The 21,049-nt window shown below is 40.3% G+C and carries 22 protein-coding genes; all 22 read left to right on the top strand.

What is annotated here, in order from left to right:
* Positions 1-33 precede the first annotated feature (33 nt).
* The 22 genes from ABVF21_RS21305 (at position 34) to yabQ (ending at position 21,037) form a co-directional block, all read left to right on the top strand.
* Positions 34-1,320: a ubiquitin-like domain-containing protein gene (locus ABVF21_RS21305; protein WP_371018925.1), complete on the top strand. Its 1,287-nt coding sequence runs from the start codon at positions 34-36 to the stop codon at positions 1,318-1,320.
* Positions 1,321-1,475: 155 nt separating this feature from the next.
* A complete protein-coding gene (rnmV, locus tag ABVF21_RS21300) occupies positions 1,476-2,033 on the top strand; it encodes a ribonuclease M5 (protein WP_369290141.1) in 558 nt (185 codons plus the stop codon).
* Positions 2,030-2,923 carry a 16S rRNA (adenine(1518)-N(6)/adenine(1519)-N(6))-dimethyltransferase RsmA gene (gene rsmA / locus ABVF21_RS21295; RefSeq protein ID WP_303536040.1) on the top strand — a complete coding sequence of 298 codons (894 nt, stop codon included), beginning with the start codon at positions 2,030-2,032 and terminating at the stop codon, positions 2,921-2,923. Before rnmV ends, rsmA begins: the two co-directional genes overlap by 4 nt.
* Positions 2,924-3,129: 206 nt before the next feature.
* The gene (yabG, locus tag ABVF21_RS21290) at positions 3,130-4,008 is read left to right on the top strand and encodes a sporulation peptidase YabG (protein WP_194222590.1); all 879 of its coding nucleotides are present in this window, start codon (positions 3,130-3,132) and stop codon (positions 4,006-4,008) included.
* A gap of 291 nt (positions 4,009-4,299) precedes the next feature.
* Positions 4,300-4,557 (top strand): biofilm formation stimulator Veg, encoded by a 258-nt coding sequence (veg, locus tag ABVF21_RS21285; protein ID WP_098445908.1) that lies wholly within the window; start codon positions 4,300-4,302, stop codon positions 4,555-4,557.
* 140 nt (positions 4,558-4,697) lie between these two features.
* Entirely contained in the window at positions 4,698-4,880 is a 183-nt protein-coding gene (locus tag ABVF21_RS21280) for a small, acid-soluble spore protein, alpha/beta type (protein ID WP_194222591.1), read from the top strand.
* 174 nt (positions 4,881-5,054) lie between these two features.
* A complete protein-coding gene (ispE, locus tag ABVF21_RS21275) occupies positions 5,055-5,924 on the top strand; it encodes a 4-(cytidine 5'-diphospho)-2-C-methyl-D-erythritol kinase (RefSeq protein WP_371018924.1) in 870 nt (289 codons plus the stop codon).
* Positions 5,925-5,985: 61 nt separating this feature from the next.
* Positions 5,986-6,840: a pur operon repressor gene (gene purR, locus ABVF21_RS21270; RefSeq protein ID WP_194222593.1), complete on the top strand. Its 855-nt coding sequence runs from the start codon at positions 5,986-5,988 to the stop codon at positions 6,838-6,840.
* A complete protein-coding gene (locus ABVF21_RS21265; RefSeq protein WP_194222594.1) occupies positions 6,837-7,211 on the top strand; it encodes a RidA family protein in 375 nt (124 codons plus the stop codon). The genes purR and ABVF21_RS21265 overlap by 4 nt, the downstream gene beginning before the upstream one ends.
* Positions 7,212-7,469: 258 nt before the next feature.
* Positions 7,470-7,760, top strand: coding sequence for a septation regulator SpoVG (spoVG, locus tag ABVF21_RS21260; RefSeq protein WP_098445913.1), 291 nt, complete (start codon positions 7,470-7,472; stop codon positions 7,758-7,760).
* Between the two features lie 190 nt (positions 7,761-7,950).
* Complete coding sequence (glmU, locus tag ABVF21_RS21255) at positions 7,951-9,318, top strand: bifunctional UDP-N-acetylglucosamine diphosphorylase/glucosamine-1-phosphate N-acetyltransferase GlmU (protein WP_303536046.1); 1,368 nt, start codon at positions 7,951-7,953, stop codon at positions 9,316-9,318.
* Positions 9,319-9,432: 114 nt separating this feature from the next.
* Positions 9,433-10,383, top strand: a complete 951-nt coding sequence (locus ABVF21_RS21250; protein ID WP_194222596.1) for a ribose-phosphate diphosphokinase — start codon at positions 9,433-9,435, stop codon at positions 10,381-10,383.
* Positions 10,384-10,459: 76 nt separating this feature from the next.
* A complete protein-coding gene (locus tag ABVF21_RS21245) occupies positions 10,460-11,110 on the top strand; it encodes a 50S ribosomal protein L25/general stress protein Ctc (RefSeq protein ID WP_303536048.1) in 651 nt (216 codons plus the stop codon).
* 121 nt (positions 11,111-11,231) lie between these two features.
* Positions 11,232-11,789 carry an aminoacyl-tRNA hydrolase gene (pth, locus tag ABVF21_RS21240; RefSeq protein ID WP_303536050.1) on the top strand — a complete coding sequence of 186 codons (558 nt, stop codon included), beginning with the start codon at positions 11,232-11,234 and terminating at the stop codon, positions 11,787-11,789.
* Positions 11,790-11,846: 57 nt separating this feature from the next.
* Positions 11,847-12,077, top strand: coding sequence for an anti-sigma-F factor Fin family protein (locus ABVF21_RS21235; protein ID WP_283153210.1), 231 nt, complete (start codon positions 11,847-11,849; stop codon positions 12,075-12,077).
* A 232-nt stretch (positions 12,078-12,309) separates the two neighbouring features.
* Positions 12,310-15,843, top strand: coding sequence for a transcription-repair coupling factor (gene mfd, locus ABVF21_RS21230; protein ID WP_371018923.1), 3,534 nt, complete (start codon positions 12,310-12,312; stop codon positions 15,841-15,843).
* A 151-nt stretch (positions 15,844-15,994) separates the two neighbouring features.
* Entirely contained in the window at positions 15,995-16,525 is a 531-nt protein-coding gene (gene spoVT, locus ABVF21_RS21225; RefSeq protein WP_194222601.1) for a stage V sporulation protein T, read from the top strand.
* 124 nt (positions 16,526-16,649) lie between these two features.
* The gene (locus ABVF21_RS21220) at positions 16,650-18,242 is read left to right on the top strand and encodes a putative polysaccharide biosynthesis protein (RefSeq protein WP_303536054.1); all 1,593 of its coding nucleotides are present in this window, start codon (positions 16,650-16,652) and stop codon (positions 18,240-18,242) included.
* A 3-nt stretch (positions 18,243-18,245) separates the two neighbouring features.
* On the top strand, positions 18,246-19,700 hold the full coding sequence (gene mazG / locus ABVF21_RS21215; protein WP_303536056.1) for a nucleoside triphosphate pyrophosphohydrolase: 1,455 nt from the start codon (positions 18,246-18,248) through the stop codon (positions 19,698-19,700).
* 18 nt (positions 19,701-19,718) lie between these two features.
* A complete protein-coding gene (locus ABVF21_RS21210; RefSeq protein ID WP_194222604.1) occupies positions 19,719-19,979 on the top strand; it encodes an RNA-binding S4 domain-containing protein in 261 nt (86 codons plus the stop codon).
* Between the two features lie 162 nt (positions 19,980-20,141).
* The gene (gene yabP, locus ABVF21_RS21205; RefSeq protein WP_303536059.1) at positions 20,142-20,450 is read left to right on the top strand and encodes a sporulation protein YabP; all 309 of its coding nucleotides are present in this window, start codon (positions 20,142-20,144) and stop codon (positions 20,448-20,450) included.
* Positions 20,447-21,037, top strand: coding sequence for a spore cortex biosynthesis protein YabQ (yabQ, locus tag ABVF21_RS21200; protein ID WP_194222606.1), 591 nt, complete (start codon positions 20,447-20,449; stop codon positions 21,035-21,037). Before yabP ends, yabQ begins: the two co-directional genes overlap by 4 nt.
* Positions 21,038-21,049: the final 12 nt, after the last annotated feature.

Genomic DNA, 21,049 nt, shown 5'->3' with positions numbered 1-21,049 from the left:
CTTTTTGAAACACAGTCGGTTCAGGGGGTAACTATGACAATGAAATCGAACATGGAAAACTTTTTTGCTCGCGTTAAGGGTGGAAAGAACGTATTCATGATTTGTTTAAGTGTAATTGTACTAGGTTTAGTCTCCGGCTTTATCGTGTTTGAAACTACAAAAGCTTCGGTCACGCTTGTCCTTGATGGGGAAGAGAAGCCAGTAGATACACATGCAGATACAGTTGCGGAGTTATTAAAGGATGAAGAATTGAATCCTGGTTCTCATGATTATTTAAGTCACGATTTATCAGCCAAGGTTGAGGCTGGAGATGTGATTGAATGGAAACCGGCTTTTCAAGTAACGCTATCGATTAATGGGGATAACCAACAAGTTTGGTCCACCAAAGATACAGTGAAAGGGTTTCTTGAAGATCAAAACATGGAGCTCGGTAAGCATGATCAAATGTCTGTATCACTCGATGATGAATTGAAAGAAAATATGACGATTGCCGTTGATGAAGCTTTCAAAGTTGCGGTAAACGACGGTGGGAAACAAAAAGAGATTTGGACAACTTCGACTACGGTCGCTGGCTTTTTAGAACAGCAGAATATACAACTTGGAGAACTTGATCGCGTAGAACCCAAAAAAGAAGAGGACGTTACAGCGAACTCGGAAATCAACGTGATTCGAGTGGAAAAGGTCACCGATGTAGTGGAAGAGACGATTGACTATGCAACGATTAAGAAGAATGATAGTTCAATTCAAAAAGGTAAAGAAACAGTCCTAGAAGACGGACAAGAAGGCAAGCGGGAGAAACATTACGAAGTTGTTTTAGAAAATGGTAAAGAGGTTTCCCGTGAGCTTAAGAAAACCGATGTAGTGAAGGAAAGCAGTGACAAAATCGTTGCTGTTGGTACCCAGGTTATTACACAAACAGCTGTGAAAACTAGCAGTGCCCCTTCAACTCAATCTAAATCAACAAAGACAGCTAGTAAGCCTGCTACAAAAACTTCAAAATCACCATCTAAACCTGAAAGTAAGTCGTCAGGGAAGGTAATGAACGTATCGACGACAGCTTATACGGCAAATTGTGCTGGCTGTTCAGGTATCACATCTACGGGCTTTAACTTAAAATCTAATCCTGATGCGAAAATCATTGCGGTTGATCCTAGTGTGATTCCACTCGGCTCAAAAGTTCACATAGAAGGATATGGAACGGCTATTGCGGCTGATACGGGTGGTGCGATTAAAGGTAACAAGATTGATGTGTTTTTCTCTTCGAAGTCTGCAGCTTACGCATGGGGAAACAAGACTGTTCAAATTACAATTCTCGATTAGTGATCGAGATATGGTATGCTAATAACACAGAGTGGGGAAAGTCTCTCTCTGTGTTTTTTGTATGATAAAGAAAAGATTTATGAGAGAAACTATAAAAATTCACGTGTAGTTATAATAACAGGGTAGAATCGGTTATGTATTATGGAGGAAACAGAGTGAAAGTAAAAGAAATTATTATCGTAGAAGGCAAAAACGATACATTGGCTGTGAAACGAGCGCTTGATGCGGATACGCTAGAAACGAATGGATCTGAGGTTAGCGAAGAGACGCTTAGACGTATTGAGCTTGCTTGGAAGAGACGAGGCGTAATTGTTTTTACAGATCCAGATTATCCTGGTACAAGAATTCGTCAGATCATTAGTGACCGACTGCCTTCTTGTAAACACGCCTTTCTAAATAAAAAACGTGCCATCTCATCTAATGGAAAGAAAGTTGGAATTGAACATGCCTCTATTCAGGATATTCAAGAAGCCATTCTTTCAGTAAGAGAAGAGATAGAAGCTCCAGATGTTTTGATTGAATGGGAGGATCTTATCGCTGCTGGTCTGGTTGTAGGCGATCGTTCTAAGGAGAGAAGAAAAGCTTTAGGAGATCGGTTGCAAATGGGCTATATGAATGGAAAGCAGCTTTTCAAACGGCTACAAATATTTCAAATTTCAAGAGAAGAGTTTAGTCAGGCTTTGGAAGAAGTGTTACAGGAGGAAGAGAAATGAATAAAGAAATATCAACCCCTTTTAGAACAAAAGAAATTTTATCTAAACATGGTTTTACTTTTAAGAAAAGTCTTGGACAGAACTTTTTAATTGATTCGAATGTCCTAACAAAAATTGTAGACCAGGCTAAGTTATCACCGAATTCTGGCGCTATCGAGATTGGGCCTGGTATTGGAGCCTTAACAGAGAAACTAGCAAAACAAGCTAAAAAGGTCGTAGCATTTGAGATTGATCAGCGTCTACTCCCTATTCTAGAAGACACTCTTTCTCCTTATCCACACGTTCATATACGTCATAGTGATGTGTTAGAAGCAGATGTTCGTCAAGTGATTGAAGAAGAGTTTGAAGAGGGTCAGGATTTGATGGTAGTAGCGAATCTTCCTTACTATGTGACGACGCCTATTCTCATGAAGTTATTGGAAGAAAAATTACCAGTCCGTGGGATCGTTGTCATGATTCAAAAAGAAGTAGCAGAGCGTATTGCTGCAAAGCCTGGTTCTAAGGAATACGGCTCATTATCACTTGCAGTGCAATACCATGCAGTGGCTAAAACGGCTCTCACAGTACCAAAAACCGTTTTTGTACCAAAGCCCAATGTAGATTCATCCGTTCTTCACTTGGAGCTGCGTCAGGAGCCTCCTGTCGATCTTTTGAATGAAGCCTATTTCTTTGAAGTGATTCGAGCAAGCTTCGGTCAACGTAGAAAGACCTTATTGAACAATCTGCAAAATAATCTTTTAAGTAAAGAGCAAAAGCCAATGATTGAGGAAGTATTACAAGAGACAGGGATTGATGGAACACGTCGGGGCGAAACGCTCTCAATGGAAGAATTCGCGGCGTTGAGTAATGCTTTTTATAGCAGAAAAGATGAAACTAAAAGAACACCTTGATGGTGGAGCACCTCGAAAGTTAGAGTTAAAAACTAACTTCCCGGGTGTTTTTTTTTAGTTGTCATGATTCGAACATCTTCCTAATAATCAGTGAAGGTAAACCAAGTTCTCATTTCTATATAAATCATCTTTTCTTAAAGTTCTCATATAGTAGGTAAAGGAGATGCTGTTTAGTCTTTCAGGTCAAGCGGTGTGGAGGGAAGATAATGACGATGAAAGAAGGAGATATCGTTGCCAGGCGTTCATATGGCTGTGACTTAATCTTTCGAGTGACAAGGATGAATGAGTCAAGTAAGTCAGCGGAGCTCGTGGGCGAGGATATGAGGCTAATCGCAGATGCCCCGTTTGACGATCTAGTGGTAATTGACTCCAATGAACACAAAATGAGACGGGAGCAGTCCAAAGAGAAAGAAGACTATTCCTTTCGTTTGTTTCGACAAGACTATCAACTGTTGCGAATGAAGCGAGAATATTCGGCAACTAGTCATTTCAAGAAAGAAACAAGTTTTTTTGAACTCCCGGGAAAAATTCTTCATATTGACGGGGATCCACTATACCTTAGTAAATGTTTGGAAATGTATAAGCGTCTTGGCGTCCCGGTTTATGGGCTATATATGAAGGAGAGCGAAATACCGGAGAATATTATCAAATTAGTTAACAATGTTAGACCAGATATTTTGGTTATCACAGGGCATGATGCGTATACAAAACATAAAGGCGAGAAAAAGGATCTTCAATCGTATCGAAATTCACGGTACTTTGTTCGAGCTGTAAAAGAAGTGAGAAGTGTTTTTCCGAATCTTGATCACCTTGTTATTTTTGCTGGAGCGTGTCAGTCTCATTTTGAGTCACTCATTCGTGCAGGGGCTAATTTTGCAAGCTCTCCAGCTCGAATTAACATTCACATGCTTGATCCAGTTTTTATCGTATCCAAAATTGCACTCACATCTTTTACTGATCACGTTAATGTTTGGGACGCTCTTAGAAACACGTTGACTGGTGAAGATGGACTTGGTGGAGTAGAAACTAGAGGAATTCTACGTACAGGTATGCCTATGAAGGACCAGGAGGATTATTCAGAGTAAGCGAGCGGGTGGAATACATATCCATCCGTTCGCTTTTTTATGTCAGTTTTAATAAAAAAATATGCTTGTTGAAAGGGACTAGAATAGAGAAATGTTCTTTTGCGAAACATGAGATAACCAGCATATTTCAATGAGTATACATATTTTTCGACAAATTAAGAAACAATAAAAATACACATCATCAGTAAATAACAATTGACATTGTTTTTGCTTCGTTGTTATAATTTAAGTTTTATTTGACAAGATGGTGCAAAAGATGTTATAATTTGTCTAAGTGAGGTGGAGGTTCCGATGGCAAAAACGATTATTGAGATCAAACAAACGTTACAATCTCAGGTTGGCAAACGGTTGACCTTAAAGGCAAACGGAGGTCGCAGAAAGACAATTCAACGTTCAGGCATCCTTGAAGAAACCTACCCGGCAGTGTTCATTGTTAAGCTGGATCAGGACACGAACGCATTTGAGCGTGTGTCATACAGCTACACAGATATTCTAACAGATACAGTACAAATTACATTTAATGAAGAACAAGCGGCAGTAAGCGGTTAAGGCAAATGGTCTAACTGCTTTTTTGCTTTATTTGGGAATAAATAATTTTTCTCCTTCTTTTGGTTACATATTTGCAGTATAGCGATGGCTTTCGATCCTCACACTAAGAGTGTTACAGGATAGAAAGGAGCTTGATTCGCATGGCAAGACGTAAAGGGATTATGTCTGATCAATTGAAAGAAGAAATTGCGAAAGAGCTTGGTTTTTATGATACGGTTCAGAAAGAAGGTTGGGGAGGAATAAAAGCTCGCGATGCAGGTAACATCGTGAAGCGTGCTATTCAACTAGCTGAGGAGCAACTTGCAAACCAACCAAAACACTGAACCCTGTGACGATTGAACTCTGACTAATAGTCAGGGTTCTTTTTTTGTTGCAGAGAAGTTAAACTCTTCCGTGGTTGCATCCTATTCCGTTTCTTTCTTTTAGGCTTGTTGTGTTACAATAATTCACAGTAAGTTAAAATGTCGAACGGTAGGACGAAAATGTAGGTGAACGAGATGAAAAGAAAACTGAGTGTGAAAGCACCGGCGAAAATAAATTTAGCACTCGATGTGCTTCATAAACGACCTGATGGCTTTCATGAAGTAGAAATGGTTATGACGAATGTCGATCTTGCAGATCGACTTGAGTTAACGGAATTGAGACGAAATGAAATCGTTATTGAATCAACAAGCGGTTTTGTCCCAGACGATCAAAGGAATTTAGCTTTTCAAGCTGCAGCATTATTAAAGAAAAAGTTCAATATTCGGCAGGGTTTATCGATCAAGATTGATAAGCAAATTCCAGTTGCTGCTGGTCTTGCTGGAGGAAGCAGTGATGCTGCCGCGGCATTACGAGGACTTAATGAGCTTTGGCAATTAGGTTTAACTTATGATGAGCTTGCTAATATTGGTTCTGAGATAGGGTCAGACGTTGCGTTTTGTGTATATGGTGGCACTGCCCTTGCAAAAGGACGTGGAGAAATTATTCAGCCAATGGATGCACCACCTCCTTGTTGGGTGATTCTTGCTAAGCCTTCTATTGGGGTATCGACAGCAGATGTATATCGACGCCTTAAAACAGCAGAGATGAACCATCCAGACGTAAGAGGAATGATGCAAGCAATAGAGGAAAAAAATTATGAAGCGATATGTCAGCGCCTTGGTAATGTTCTCGAGGATGTTACATTGAAACTTCATCCTGAAGTACGTCAAATTAAAGAAAAGATGGAAAGCCTCGGAGCAGACGGTGTGCTAATGAGTGGCAGTGGGCCAACCGTCTTTGGTCTTACGCGACATGAATCGCGCATGCAACGAATTTATAACGGTTTAAGAGGTTTCTGTGGTCAAGTTTATGCGGTACGTCTATTAGGTGAGAAGAACCCTTGAATAAATCCGTACATTAGTGATATATTATGATTAATTATTCGGATTTTTTGGAGGTTCTTCTATGAAGATGAAACGAAGTTCTCGGCTAGTGGATATGACAAGGTATTTATTAGAGCATCCACACCGGTTAGTTTCACTAACTTATTTCTCAGAGCGATATGGGGCGGCTAAATCATCTATAAGTGAGGATTTAGTCATCATTAAAGAGAATTTTGAACAACAGGGTGTTGGATCATTATTAACCGTTCCAGGTGCAGCTGGAGGCGTAAGATACATGCCCCTTATTAGTGAAGAAGAAGCAGATCGTGTCGTTGGCGAACTATGCGATTTTCTAGAAAGTCCTGATCGTCTTCTTCCGGGTGGTTATTTGTATTTAACAGATATCCTCGGTAATCCGGAAATTATGAATCAGGTTGGCCGCTTATTTGCGTCTGTTTTTGCTGATCGTAAAATTGATTGTGTGATGACTGTTGCTACGAAAGGAATCCCCCTTGCGTATGCTGCTGCAAGTCATCTTAACGTTCCGGTTGTCATTGTTAGACGCGATAGCAAGGTCACTGAAGGCTCAACAGTAAGTATTAACTATGTATCAGGATCGTCAAAACGAATTCAAACAATGGCGCTTGCTCGTCGAAGTTTGAAACCAGGAGCGAACGTATTGATTGTAGATGATTTCATGAAGGCTGGTGGAACAATTCAAGGAATGGTTAATTTGCTTGAAGAATTTCAAGCAGACGTTGCTGGAATTGGAGTGCTTGTTGAGGCTGAGGGTGAAGGCGAAGAACGACTAGTTGAAGAGTACGTATCTATGATGAACCTTGGTGGAGTCGATATGAAAGAGCGATCGATTCAGGTTGCGCCAGGGAATTACAAGAAATTTCTTACGCCATTAACAGAAGGAGTGGAGAACGAATGAAGACAGTCTATACGAAATCAGCACCAGAAGCGATTGGCCCCTATTCACAAGGAATGATCGTGAACAACATCTTTTATAGCTCTGGCCAAATTCCGCTTAAAGCAGATGGAACGCTCATTGATGGAGCGATAGAAGACCAGACTCATCAAGTATTTCAAAATGTGAAAGCTGTTCTAGAAGCTGCCGGATCTTCACTCGAGAATGTCGTAAAAACTACAGTTTATATTAAAGACATGAACCAGTTTAGCGCGATCAATGAAATCTATGGTGAATATTTCAATGCACATAAACCCGCAAGATCTTGTGTTGAAGTTGCGCGTCTTCCAAAAGATGCCCTTATCGAAATAGAAGTAATTGCCCTAGTAGGCTAATCAATTGAACCCACTCATCCGCTGAGTGGGTTTTTTATTTATGAAACTTTTATCTGACTTATTTAAGTTCTTGGAGTGAATGTCACTAAGGTGATTAATTTAGCTTGTTTCAATCGATTTTTTATTCTGGAATAGAATCTTAGGATGAAAGCAACTAAATTTTTATAACATTTTTTATATTTAGAAGAAGGAATTAATAACTAGAAGTTGAATAGTGCATATATGCTCTAATTAATGGAAAAAGGTGGTGCACTCAAGTTGGAAATTACAGATGTTCGCCTACGTCGTGTGAATACGGAAGGACGCATGCGCGCAATCGCTTCCATCACAATGGATCATGAATTCGTCGTTCATGATATTCGCGTCATTGATGGGAATAACGGCATGTTTGTAGCGATGCCAAGCAAAAGAACTCCAGATGGAGAGTTTCGCGATATCGCTCATCCAATTTCCTCGAATACAAGGGAAAAGATTCAAACAGCTGTGTTAGCTGAATATCACCGTGTTGGTGAAATGGAAGCTGCTTATGAGGAAGCTGGAGCTTCCTAATCGTAAAAGTCTGGTCAACTGACCGGGCTTTTTTATTTGACCAAAAATTTCGCTTCATTTAGAAAAAAGTCATAGACCTTTCTTTTCCAACTTTTTATATGCTGAGGATTTAGGGAACTTCCTTGAAAATGAGGGGTTTTTGAGATATAGTCAAAGTGGAAAAATAGGATACAATGGAGGAACCATATACATGAATAGATTTGCAGTTGTGCTAGCAGCAGGTCAGGGAACACGGATGAAATCAAAGCTTTATAAAGTGCTTCACCCCGTTTGTGGGAAGCCTATGGTAGAGCATGTTGTTGATCAACTTGATGAACTTAAGCTCCAAAACATTGTAACTGTCGTCGGTCACGGCGCTGAAAAGGTTCGTGACCAGCTTGGTAGTCGAGTGAATTATGTCCTCCAGGAAGAACAGCTTGGTACAGCGCATGCTGTGATGAAGACTCAAGACACCCTATCCGATAAGGATGGCGTCACCCTTGTCGTATGTGGAGATACCCCTTTAATTACGAAAGAAACAATGGATGCGCTATTGACTTATCATGAAGATCAGGGTGCAAAAGCTACGATTCTAACAGCAGATGCGGATAATCCATTTGGATACGGTCGAATTATCCGTGATGAGAATGGAAGTGTTCAACGAATTGTCGAACAGAAAGACGCAAGTGAAGCTGAGCAGAAAGTAACGGAAATTAACACAGGTACATACTGTTTTGATAACAAAACCCTTTTTGAGACGCTTCAGCTCGTTAAGAATGAAAATGCTCAGGGAGAGTATTATCTTCCAGACGTTGTTGAAATTCTTCAAAAGCAAGGTGAGATCGTAAGCGCCTATCAAACAGCAGATTTTGATGAAACAATGGGCGTAAATGATCGAGTCGCGCTTTCAAAAGCTGAAATTGCGATGAAAAAACGAATTAATGAGAAACATATGCGTAATGGCGTTACGTTAATTGATCCCAATCAAACATATATTTCTTCAGAAGCAGTGATTGGTCAAGATACTGTTATCTATCCAGGAACCACTATAACTGGCAGAACTACTATTGGTAATGAAGCTAAGATCGGCCCTAACTCTGAAATTAAGGATAGTAAAGTTGGAGATAAGAGCGTTGTGAAACAATCGGTTATTCATGATAGCGAAGTAGGAAATGCTGTCAATATTGGTCCTTTCGCACACGTTCGTCCAGCTTCACAAATTGGAAACGAAGTGAAGATTGGAAACTTCGTTGAAGTAAAGAAATCCGTTATGGGTGATAGTAGCAAAGCTTCCCACTTAAGCTATGTTGGCGACGCTGAAATTGGTAAAGATGTGAATCTTGGTTGTGGTTCTATTACAGTAAATTATGATGGTAAGAAAAAGTACTTAACAAAAGTTGAAGATGGCGCGTTCATTGGATGTAATGTGAATTTGATTGCCCCTGTAACGGTAGGTAAAGGTGCAACAGTTGCTGCTGGATCGACGATCACAGATGATGTTCCTGAACAGGCGCTATCAATTGCTCGTTCTCGTCAGACGAATAAAGAAGACTACGCAACGAAAAAGAAGGATAGTTAATTTTAAGAAGATAAGAAAGCTTGAACTCTTGGTGTCTTACTCCAATGCATAATCGTTTTGGATTGATTAAGACGCTCGCGCTTTTCTTACTAATTAATGGAGGGGTACCGGCCAATGGCTAATTATTTAGATCCAAACTTGAAAGTGTTTAGTTTAAACTCGAATCCTGATCTTGCAGAAGAGATCGTAGAACATATTGGTGTTCCGATGGGGAAATGTTCTGTTGTTCGCTTTAGCGATGGGGAAATCCAGATTAACATTGAAGAGAGTATTCGTGGGTGTGACGTTTACGTAATCCAATCAACTTGTGCTCCAGTAAACGAAAACATTATGGAGCTTCTTATCATGATTGATGCGCTAAAGAGAGCCTCAGCTAAAACAATTAATATTGTACTCCCTTATTATGGATATGCACGTCAGGATCGTAAAGCAAGGTCTCGTGAACCCATTACGGCGAAATTAGTTGCAAACTTACTTGAAGTTGCTGGAGTAACTCGACTCATTACACTCGATCTTCATGCTTCTCAGATTCAAGGATTCTTTGACATTCCTGTTGATCAATTAATGGGGGTTCCGACTCTCGCTAAACACTTTGAAGAAAAGAACCTTGAAGATATTGTTGTCGTATCTCCAGACCATGGCGGTGTAACTCGTGCTCGCAAGCTTGCTGAGCGACTAAAGGCACCAATTGCTATTATTGATAAGCGTCGTCCACGTCCAAATGTAGCAGAGGTCATGAATATTGTAGGTAATATTGAAGGAAAAACGGCAATCATTATTGACGACATTATTGATACGGCCGGTACAATTACCTTAGCAGCCAATGCATTGATCGAAAATGGAGCGACAGAAGTATTTGCATGCTGTACGCACCCTGTTTTATCAGGACCAGCTATTGAACGCATCGATCAATCTAAAATTAAGGAACTTGCTATCACAAATACGATTCCGCTTCCGCATGATAAGCAAATCGATAAAATCACACAACTATCTGTTGCACCTCTTCTTGGTGAAGCAATCATCCGTGTTCATGAGCAACTTTCTGTAAGTAAATTATTTGATTAAATAAATTATGTTTATTGCCTCGTGATTATGGGTATCCATATAGAAGAGTAAAACCTAATCAGGAAGGTGATTTCAAATGGCAGCAACATTAAAAGCATTAGATCGTAATACGAAAAAAAGAAGTGAACTTAGAACATTACGCGAAACAGAAGAAGGTCTTCCGGCTGTTCTTTACGGTAAAGACCGCAAAAGCGCACCGGTACAGGTTGACGCTTTAGAGTTCATTAAAGTATATCGTCAGGTCGGAAAAAACGGCGTTATTGAATTGAACTTTGAAGGACAGGGCACTTATCCAGTCATGGTTTACGACATGCAAGTCGACCCAATCAAGAATCAAGTTCTTCACGTAGACTTCTATTCAGTTGACCTTAACAAGGAAGTTGAAGCAGAGGTTCCAGTTCATTTGACTGGCGAAGCTGCAGGTAGCAAAGAGGGTGGCGTTGTTCAGCAAATGCTTCACGAGATTCTCGTAAAAGCGAAGCCGAACGATTTCCCTGATAGCATCGACGTTAGTATTGCTGAACTTAACATTGGAGATGCTATTCAAGCGGGAGATCTTCCAAAAGGAGATAAATACGAAATTCTTTTAGACGCTGAAGAGCCAATTGCTTCAATTGTTCCTCCGACGGAAGAACCTGCTGAAGACGAAGAAGAAGCTGATGAAGTGGCTGAAGAGCCACCAGCAGATCAAGAAAAAACTAATGATGAAACAACGAAAACCGAATAAACTTCGAAGACGTAACCGAACGGGTTACGTCTTTTTTTCAAGATAATGAGCTAACAGGTGAATAAGTGGTCGCATTTTTGATAGGATAGAATAAAAGTAATGAAAGGTAGGGCGTCAGCTGTTGAAATTAATTGTAGGCCTCGGTAATCCGGGGAAGAAATTTGATAATACAAGACATAATGTAGGATTCATGGCTATTGATCAGCTATCGAAAGACTTAGGCATATCTTTAGATCAGAAGAAATTTCAGGGGATCTATGGGAAAGGTGTAGTAAACGGAGAAGTAGTGTACCTCTTAAAACCGCAAACATATATGAACTTGTCAGGTGAATCGGTACGTCCTTTGATGGAATACTTTAATATTGAAGTGAATGATTTGTTAGTCATTTACGATGATTTGGACCTTCCTACTGGTAAAGTGAGAATTCGTCAAAAAGGTAGCGCTGGCGGTCACAATGGGATGAAGTCAATTATCACACACATTCATACTCAAGATTTTAAGAGAGTGCGTATAGGAATTGATCGTTCTGCCAGACAGTCCGTCATTGACTACGTTCTAAAGCCATTCTCTAAAGAAGAGGCAGAGCCAATTCAGCTTGCCATTGAACAGACGGTCAAAGCTTGTGAAGCGTGGACAACAACGTCTTTCCCAGAAGTAATGAATCAATATAACACGTGAATATCCTTCTATTCTCCCGTCCATACTAGTAAAAGTTAGGAACAGGGAGGATCTGTTATGGATATTCATTACGTATGTCGTCACTGTAGAGCTGAGATTGGAAGACTGTCACAGATGAACCACACAGCTGATGAACTCGGATTTCAGCAGCTCACTGAAGAGGAGCGGCAAGCAATGGTTCATTACCACCACGATGGTACAATTGAAGTGAAAGCCATTTGTGAAGATTGTCATGAAGCTATGGAGCGTACGCCTTCTTTTCATGAGCTTGATACATTTATTCAGTAAGAAGCTTTGGGAGTTCGTCCAAAGCATTTTTGCGTTAACAGAATGATTATAAAGATTAGTTTGTGTTATAGAATATAAATTTAAGAGAAGTCTAGCTTCAGTGCCAGGTCCCATGGGCTGCTTCGCCTTTTTCAAAACAATCAAGATCTGTTTTGACTAATTGGTGGAAGCGCTTCTTGGGACTACATGTGCGCTTGCGCTTTTCAGAGTGAGAGGGGAGAATAACCTACCGATGTTAGGCTTAAGAGAATATTTTAGTAAGGGCGATGAATTCCAGTCCGTTTTTACCGGGGTGAAAGAGGGTCTTAAAGAACAACTTGTTGCAGGGCTAGCTGGTTCTGCTCGGATGTTCCTAATGGCTTCTCTCTATCATGAAACAAAGCGCCCCCAGCTGATTATTACCCATAATTTATATCAAGCTCAAAAGCTATATGAAGACATGTGTGAGCTTGTTTCACCAGACGAAGTTTACTTATACCCAGTTAATGAACTCATTTCTTCGGAAATCGCGATTGCTAGCCCGGAATTAAGAGGGCAGCGAATGGAAGCTTTAAATTATTGGATGAAAAATAACAATGGTATTGTGATTGCCCCGATCTCGGGGGTAAGAAGATATTTACCACCGAAGAGTATCTGGGAAAGAAGTCAGATTTCGTTTGCAGTAGGCGACGATATTCCTTTAGATGAAACACTCGCTACTTTTGTAGCGATGGGTTATGAACGAGTACCAATGGTATCTTCACCGGGGGAGTTCAGTGTGCGTGGTGGTATCATAGATATTTATCCATTGACTGAAAATAGCCCAATACGAATTGAGTTATTTGATACCGAAGTTGATTCGATTCGATTTTTTGACATCGAGTCTCAGCGCTCTGCTAACAAAACAGAACGAATTACGATTGGGCCAGCAGACGAAGTTGTTTTATTCCCTGAGCACTATAAAAAAGGGGCAGAACGTCTTCAAAAAGAACTTCAGAGTTCCTTAAAGAAAGTGAAGGATCAGAAAGTAAAAGAAGCAATGCATGAAAACATTACTTACGAAATTGATCAATTGAAAAACCAGCAAAATTTCCAGGGTGTTATCAAATACATGGACTTTTATTACGATCAACCTGCGAGTTTGCTAGACTATTTACCCGAAGATGGTTTGGTCGTTTTTGATGAAGTGAGTCGCATTCAGGAAATGTCAACTGATCTGGATAAGGAAGAAGCAGAATGGCAAACAGCTCTTCTCAATCAAGGAGAGATTGTCTCGTCTGTTTCCCTATCGAGATCTTATGATACGTTATTCTCGAAGCCTGTACACTCAACTATCTATTTATCAATTTTCTTACGACATGTTCCTTATACTAATCCTGAGAATATCATTAATGCTTCAAGTAAAGCGATGCAAAATTTCCATGGTCAGATGAAAGTATTAAGTACTGAGATTGAACGATGGAAGAAAAGCGGTATGGCGATTGTCTTTCTTGCAGCAACGGAAGAAAGACGTAAACGACTTGAACGTGTACTAGAGGATTATGAGATTAATGCGATGATGGTCGAACAAGATACGCCGATCTCTCATCAACAGCCACAAATATTAATCGGAAGTCTTAATGGTGGATTTGAACTGCCGATGCAGAAACTAGCCGTTCTAACAGAGGCGGAAGTGTTTACGAAGCAGTCGAAAAAACCGCGCCGTTCTCAAAAGATGTCTAATGCGGAGCGAATCAAGAGTTATTCAGAACTAAAAGTAGGCGATTATATCGTTCACGTGAATCATGGGATAGGAAAGTACCTCGGTATTCGAACCCTTGAAGTGAGTGGTATTCACAAGGATTATCTGTATGTGAGCTACGCTGGTAATGACAACCTGTATGTACCAGTTGAACAAATTGATCAGGTGATGAAGTACGTTGGATCTGAAGGGAAAGAACCAAAGCTATATAAGCTTGGTGGAACAGAGTGGAAGAAAGTTAAACGTAAAGTACAATCTTCCGTTGAAGATATTGCAGACGATTTAATTAAATTGTATGCAGAACGTGAAGCAAGCGTTGGTCACAGCTTTGAGAAAGATACGGAAGAGCAAAGAGAATTTGAAGCTGCCTTCCCTTATCAAGAAACAGACGACCAGCTTAGAGCCATTCAAGAAATTAAAGAGGATATGGAAAAAACACGTCCGATGGATCGATTACTTTGTGGAGATGTTGGTTACGGTAAGACAGAAGTCAGTATCCGTGCCGCTTTTAAAGCTATAATGGACGGAAAGCAAGTAGCCTTGCTTGTTCCAACTACAATTCTAGCTCAGCAGCATTTTGCTACGATTCAAGAGCGTTTTGCAGATCACCCGATTAACATTGGCTTATTAAGTCGTTTTCGCTCACGTAAGGAGCAAAATGAGACGTTAAAAGGATTAAAAAATGGGACCGTTGATATTGTTATTGGTACGCACCGTCTTTTATCAAAGGACGTCACCTATAACGAGCTTGGATTACTTATTGTGGATGAAGAACAGCGGTTTGGAGTAACACATAAAGAGAAAATTAAAAAGTTAAAAGCGAATGTCGATGTGCTTACTCTTACTGCAACGCCAATTCCACGAACGCTTCATATGTCGATGTTAGGTGTGAGGGACCTATCCGTAATCGAGACTCCGCCTGAGAATCGCTTCCCGGTTCAAACGTATGTGGTTGAATATAGCGGCACCCTTGTACGAGAAGCAATTGAAAGAGAGCTTGCTCGAGGGGGACAGGTCTATTTTCTTTATAATCGAGTGGAATCAATTGAATATATGACAGACCAAATTCGTACACTAGTGCCTGAAGCAAGAGTCAGTTTTGCACACGGTCAAATGACTGAGACGGAGCTTGAGTCTGTGATGATTGATTTTCTTGATGGGAATTACGATGTTCTTGTAAGTACAACGATTATTGAAACAGGCGTTGATATTCCGAATGTCAATACACTGCTCGTATATGATGGGGATAAAATGGGGCTTTCTCAGCTCTATCAACTACGTGGTCGCGTTGGGCGTTCCAACCGAGTAGCTTATGCTTATATTACTTATCAACGGGATAAGGTTTTAACCGAAGTAGCGGAAAAACGTCTTCAAGCGATTAAGGAATTTACTGAGCTAGGTTCTGGATTTAAAATTGCGATGCGAGATCTTTCAATTCGAGGTGCTGGTAACCTTCTAGGTGCGGAGCAGCATGGATTTATTGATTCAGTAGGTTTTGATTTATATTCTCAAATGTTAAAAGATGCCATTGAAGAAAGAAAAGGTGATGCACCAAAAGAGAAGGCATTTAACGTTGAAATTGACCTTGAAGTAGATGCCTATATTCCTGGTACGTATATTAACGATGAGAAACAGAAAATCGATATGTATAAACGTTTCCGATCAATTGAATCGTTGAAAGATATTATGGACTTACAAGATGAAATGATGGATCGCTTCGGTGATTTTCCTGAAGAAGTGGACTATCTTTTCCAAGTCTCCCGCATGAAAGAGATTGCCAAAGAAGTTAAGGTTGAGAAAGTTGGCCGAAGTAAAAAAGATATTCAACTTCTATTCCATGAATCGGCTCGAGAGGCGATTGGTGGGGAAACAATTTTTGAAGTAGCGAATGAATTTGGAAATAAGTTAGCTTTAGGAGCAGATGGAAATAAAGTGAAGGTAACGGTGAAAGGAAGAGGTCTTGATACAAAAGCTCACCTACAGCTTGTTGAGAAAGTCTTAAAGAAAGTGAAGCAAGCAGTAAAACAGCCAATGAATGCGAATTAAAGTCGATTTTGGATGAATCTCATAATTTTGACAGGTTTGTGAATAGAACTGATACCTCGAAAGGATACTAATGGAAACATATTGTAGAACAAACAATAGTAAAAGTGATTGGAGCAATCACCTACAACTTCCAGAAAGTGAGGCAACTTAGATGAAAGCAACAGGTATCGTTCGTCGTATTGATGATTTGGGTCGTGTTGTCATTCCGAAAGAAATTCGCAGAACCCTCAGGATTAGAGAAGGAGATCCATTAGAAATTTTTGTTGATCGCGAAGGGGAAGTTATTCTTAAGAAGTATTCTCCCATTAGTGAACTAGGTGACTTTGCCAAAGAGTATGCCGAGTCTCTTGCAGAACATTCGGGACACATTGCTCTCATATCTGACCGAGATGTCTATATTACAGCTGCAGGTGGCCCAAAGAAAGAGTATTTGAACAAAAGCATTGGCGATTCTGTAGAAAAAGCAATGAATGAGCGAAGAAGTTTATTGAACGAAAGTAAGTCAGAGCTCATTGAAGGTGTTCCTGTTGATACAGGTCACGTGATAGCTCCAATTATAGCGAATGGCGATCCAATTGGTACGGTGATTCTACTTGCAAAAGAAGATGAAAAAGTGACTGAATTGGAACAAAAGCTGTCTGAAACGGCAGCAGGTTTCCTTGCAAGACAAATGGAACAATAAGTATAGAAGAAAATGGAGGCCAATGCCTCCATTTTCTTCGTTTTATGAAGCTTGAAAAGTTTCCCATTTTTATTCATGTGATATAATTCGTACATAAACTGGTACTTTCATTTGGCAGGTGTATATGACAAAAGAAGAAAATCAAAAAGGATTTTGGCAAGGCGCGCTTCTGCTAACTGCAGTAGCTCTTTTTATGAAAGTTCTCAGCGTCGGCTATCGAATTCCTTATCAAAATATAACTGGTGACATCGGTTTTTATGTGTATCAACAAATCTATCCATTTTACTCAATCGCAATAATACTTGCTACATATGGGTTTCCGGTCGTAATCTCCCGACTTATTTCAGAAGAAATTGCAAAAAGTGAGTATGAGAAGGCTGAGGAGCTTTCACGGTATAGCTTTTACGTGCTTGTGATTCTAGGCATTACAGGCTTTATTTTGCTCTATACAGGTGCGCCAGCCGTGGCGGCTTTAATGGAGGATCGAAATTTAATTGGTCCTCTGCGAATGACGGCATTTTCATTTCTTATTATGCCTGGCATTGCTTCAATCAGAGGTTTTTTTCAGGGACAGGAAAATGTGGTACCTACTGCATGGTCTCAAGTGACAGAACAATCGATTCGTGTTATCGCTATTCTTGCTATCTCAATTGGTCTTGTAGCGGGCGGAGCGGATGCATATGCGACTGGTACAGGTGCAGCGCTAGGGTCAATATTAGGGGGAGTCGCTGCGCTATTGCTTCTTGTAGTGCTTCGATTTAAGAACCGAGTAGCTAAAATAACGAAAATCAAATTTGAGTCTTTTCAGTTCATTGGTATTGCGCGTAGGCTCCTAACAGAAGGTACGTTAATTTGTGTAAGTGCGCTTGTATTGGTGCTATTTCAGTTAATGGATGCTTTAACGATTGTGCCGGGATTAACTGAGCATGGTCTTTCTTCTTTAGAAGCTCGTGAAATGAAAGGGGTATTTGATCGAGGACAGCCATTAATGCAGGTCGGTACCGTTCTGGCCACATCTCTCTCATTATCGATTGTCCCAGTCATTTCTAAAGCGGCTGCAGAGAATAATGAGATATTGATTCGCGAAAAAGCAGCTCTTGCTCTTAAAGTGAGCTTTGTAATAGGGCTTGCTGCTGCAGCGGGGTTGGCCATTATTATGAGTGAGACAAACATGATGTTATTTAAAGATCAATCCCTTTCTGCTACGCTCAGTATCCTTGCCGTTGCAATCTTTTTTAGTTCGCTTAGCATGACGGCAGCAGGTGTTTTGCAAGGAGTGGGCTTAGCGAGAAACGCTGCTCGGTATGCTGGAATTGGAATACTAGTTAAGGGATTGTTAAACCTTGTTCTAATCCCGCTTATCGGTATTAATGGGGCGGCAGTGGCCACGGTTTTTGGCTTTGTCGTTGTCGCTACGCTCGCCATTCTTGCCGTATATTACAAAGTAGGGCTTCTCCAGTACCAATTTCATGTAGGGCGTGCAGTAACAGCCGTTATGTTCATGAGTGCAGCTGTAATCATTCTGCAACTATTTATCCCCTCCTTCCTTTCTAGGGGGCTTTCAAGTGTTTCAGCACTTGGAGGCGCGTTGCTCGGAGGCATCGTTTTTGGGTTTGCAACATTAGCGCTGCGGGTGTTTACAGAGAAAGAATTAATGCAATTGCCAAAAGGAGAAATTATTACGATCTATCAAAATAAATTACGGAGAGGGGCATAAGCAATGCCACGTATAACAATTGTAGGAACTGGAGCGGGAGATCTCAGTCAGCTTTCACTAGGAAGTTACCGCATGCTTCAGTCAGCTGAACGGATATTTGCTAGGACGCTTGATCACCCCGTTCTTAGGGAATTGATGGATGATGGGCTATCGATGACAGGGTTTGATGAGGTATATGAAGCGAATGAATCTTTCGAGGAGACTTATCGAACCATTGTTAATCAGCTGTTTCATGAAGCACAAAAAGGATCGCTTGTTTACGCAGTACCTGGTCATCCAATGATGGCTGAAGCAACCGTGCAGCTCCTGTTGGAAGAACAATCTCAGCATGGTGTTGAAGTGACTGTTGCTGGAGGCCAAAGCTTTCTTGATGCGCTTTTTACTGCAGTTCAAATCGATCCTATTGAAGGTTGTCAAATTCTAGATGCCACGCGTTTTACAAGGTCTGAGGTTCAGGTACGTAATCACTTAATCTTTGTCCAAGTTTATGATCAATTTACAGCATCGAGTGTAAAACTCACATTAATGGAGCTCTTACCTGACGATTATGAAATTACTGTACTGCAAGCAGCGGGAAGTCGGGATGAGAAAATCGTCTCTGTTCCGCTTTTTGAATTAGATCGTTCGATGGAAGTAAATAATTTAACCGCTGTCTATGTTCCTCCAGTAAAAGAAGAAAAGCTTCTCTACCAGGATTTCGGATGGTTACGAAATGTGGTTGCAACACTGCGAGGACCTGGGGGCTGTCCGTGGGATAGGAAGCAGACGCATGAGTCTCTCAAAAAATATTTGATTGAAGAAGCCTATGAAGTATTAGAAGCTATTGATGATCAAGATGAAGAGCATCTCGCAGAAGAGCTTGGTGATGTGCTGCTTCAAGTTATGCTTCATGCCCAGATAGGTGAAGATGAAGGTATGTTTTCTGTGGATGATGTGATTCATAAGCTAAACGACAAATTAATACGGAGGCATCCACACGTATTCGGCGACGAAAATGTGCAAACAGCCGAAGAAGTAGCTGGTGTTTGGAAGCGAGTGAAAGAAGAAGAAAAGAAAATTGCACCATCACAGTTTGACCAGGTACCAAAAGGGCTTCCAGGTCTCATGCGCGCCAATGAAATCCAGAAGGCTGCTGCGAAAGTCGGATTTGACTGGGACGAAGTTGAACCGATTTGGGCAAAGATTTATGAGGAACTAGCCGAATTTAAAGAAGCTGTAAATGAAAAATCTTTTGATGATCGAGAAGACGAATTAGGCGATTTAGTGTTTGCTGTCGTCAATTTAGCTCGGTACTATAAAGTTGATCCGGAAGTGGCGATCCATCGCACGAATCATAAATTCTTCTCGCGTTTTCAATATATTGAGAATCGGGTAAAGGAAAAGGGACTTGAGATCGAGAATTTATCACTTGAGGAACTTGATCACTTCTGGGATGAGGCAAAAGAAAAAGGAATTTAATAGGGAGCGTTGAAACAAATGAGATTAGATAAATTTCTGAAAGTATCACGTTTAATTAAACGTCGTTCAATCGCTAAAGAAATTTGTGATAAAGGACGAATTGAAGTGAATGGAAATAAAGCAAAAGCTGGAACAAATGTGAAGGCCGGCGACGAACTGGTGATTTCTTTTGGTCATAAGAAAGTGACGGCTCGCGTTGATGAAATTAAAGAAACAACGAAGAAAGAAGAAGCTAGCAATATGTTTACCATTTTAAAAGAAGAAGCTGCAGGTGAATAAAAAAAGATCCGAGAGGGTCTTTTTTTATTGATGATCATTTTGAAATTCTCTTCTAAATGAGAAGGGGATGGGCTCCTTTTTGAATCGTTTAAACCATCAGAACAGCTTGTTCTAAATGATCTCTTCTTCTCATAGACATGTATCGAGAAGAGGAGGAGAGCGATGGATAATTATTATGAATATGGCACATATGATAAGGCTTCTAACCCCCCTGAGCATGATTTAGTTATGAAGTCGCGAAAGTCGCTTGAAATTACAGGTGTGAAGCACGTAGATAGCTTCGATAATGAAGAATTTCTTCTAGAAACAGCAATGGGATTTCTTGCGATCAGAGGGCAGCATTTGAAAATGAAAAATTTAAATGTCGAGCAAGGTCGTGTTTCGATCGAAGGGAAAATCTTTGACCTTAGTTATCTCGATCATCACGAAGGGGAAAAAGCTAAAGGTTTCTTTAGCAAGCTGTTCAAATGACGCTAACGGTGCAATTTTATACGATGGTTGCCATGGTGGCTATGGGGGTGTGGCTTGGTATAGCCATGGATACCTATAGCCGTTTTCTTCATCCAGATAGAAGTAAAAGTTTGTGGCTTTATGCGAACGATATCGTTTTCTGGTTGCTACAAGGGCTGATTATCTTTTATGTTCTCTATCTTGTTAACGAGGGTGAATTACGATTTTATGTCTTTTTGGCCATATTATGTGGTTATGCAGCATATCGGTCCCTTTTTCAACCGTTATATCGCCGTTTACTTGAACGAATCATTCTAATAACTATTGCTATTATTCGTTTTGTGAAGTCTTTATTTATTTATCTTATTTATCAGCCGATAAGGTTCATATTGAAAGTTGTATTTAGCTTATGTATGATGATAGTGAGTATTATGACAACCATTTTTTGGTTTATCTTTAAGTTTTTTTGGGTACCGTTAAAGTGGGGATCTTCGTTGATCTGGCGATTAATACCACAATCGGTACAAATGCCACTAATAAAATTAGCAGGAGTTGCCGATAAAATAAAGAACTACATATACCATTGGTTAACTAAAATACGAAAGTGAGGAGGGAAAAGC

Source organism: Pseudalkalibacillus sp. JSM 102089, assembly GCF_041366475.1.
In the GTDB taxonomy this organism is placed as follows: domain Bacteria; phylum Bacillota; class Bacilli; order Bacillales; family Guptibacillaceae; genus Guptibacillus; species Guptibacillus hwajinpoensis_B.
The sequence above is the reverse complement of the archived record's forward strand: the minus strand, read 5'-3'. Positions and strand labels throughout refer to the sequence as shown.

What these genes read in the sequence shown, in the direction of transcription:
- rsmA (WP_303536040.1), top strand. Translation starts at nt 2,030, where the DNA reads ATGAATAAAGAAATATCAACCCCTTTTAGAACAAAAGAAATTTTATCT.
- ABVF21_RS21305 (WP_371018925.1), top strand. Translation starts at nt 34, where the DNA reads ATGACAATGAAATCGAACATGGAAAACTTTTTTGCTCGCGTTAAGGGT.
- veg (WP_098445908.1), top strand. Translation starts at nt 4,300, where the DNA reads ATGGCAAAAACGATTATTGAGATCAAACAAACGTTACAATCTCAGGTT.
- ABVF21_RS21245 (WP_303536048.1), top strand. Translation starts at nt 10,460, where the DNA reads ATGGCAGCAACATTAAAAGCATTAGATCGTAATACGAAAAAAAGAAGT.
- ABVF21_RS21280 (WP_194222591.1), top strand. Translation starts at nt 4,698, where the DNA reads ATGGCAAGACGTAAAGGGATTATGTCTGATCAATTGAAAGAAGAAATT.
- yabG (WP_194222590.1), top strand. Translation starts at nt 3,130, where the DNA reads ATGACGATGAAAGAAGGAGATATCGTTGCCAGGCGTTCATATGGCTGT.
- ispE (WP_371018924.1), top strand. Translation starts at nt 5,055, where the DNA reads ATGAAAAGAAAACTGAGTGTGAAAGCACCGGCGAAAATAAATTTAGCA.
- ABVF21_RS21250 (WP_194222596.1), top strand. Translation starts at nt 9,433, where the DNA reads ATGGCTAATTATTTAGATCCAAACTTGAAAGTGTTTAGTTTAAACTCG.
- mazG (WP_303536056.1), top strand. Translation starts at nt 18,246, where the DNA reads ATGCCACGTATAACAATTGTAGGAACTGGAGCGGGAGATCTCAGTCAG.
- purR (WP_194222593.1), top strand. Translation starts at nt 5,986, where the DNA reads ATGAAGATGAAACGAAGTTCTCGGCTAGTGGATATGACAAGGTATTTA.
- ABVF21_RS21210 (WP_194222604.1), top strand. Translation starts at nt 19,719, where the DNA reads ATGAGATTAGATAAATTTCTGAAAGTATCACGTTTAATTAAACGTCGT.
- ABVF21_RS21265 (WP_194222594.1), top strand. Translation starts at nt 6,837, where the DNA reads ATGAAGACAGTCTATACGAAATCAGCACCAGAAGCGATTGGCCCCTAT.
- yabP (WP_303536059.1), top strand. Translation starts at nt 20,142, where the DNA reads ATGGATAATTATTATGAATATGGCACATATGATAAGGCTTCTAACCCC.
- glmU (WP_303536046.1), top strand. Translation starts at nt 7,951, where the DNA reads ATGAATAGATTTGCAGTTGTGCTAGCAGCAGGTCAGGGAACACGGATG.
- spoVT (WP_194222601.1), top strand. Translation starts at nt 15,995, where the DNA reads ATGAAAGCAACAGGTATCGTTCGTCGTATTGATGATTTGGGTCGTGTT.
- ABVF21_RS21235 (WP_283153210.1), top strand. Translation starts at nt 11,847, where the DNA reads ATGGATATTCATTACGTATGTCGTCACTGTAGAGCTGAGATTGGAAGA.
- ABVF21_RS21220 (WP_303536054.1), top strand. Translation starts at nt 16,650, where the DNA reads ATGACAAAAGAAGAAAATCAAAAAGGATTTTGGCAAGGCGCGCTTCTG.
- yabQ (WP_194222606.1), top strand. Translation starts at nt 20,447, where the DNA reads ATGACGCTAACGGTGCAATTTTATACGATGGTTGCCATGGTGGCTATG.
- mfd (WP_371018923.1), top strand. Translation starts at nt 12,310, where the DNA reads ATGTTAGGCTTAAGAGAATATTTTAGTAAGGGCGATGAATTCCAGTCC.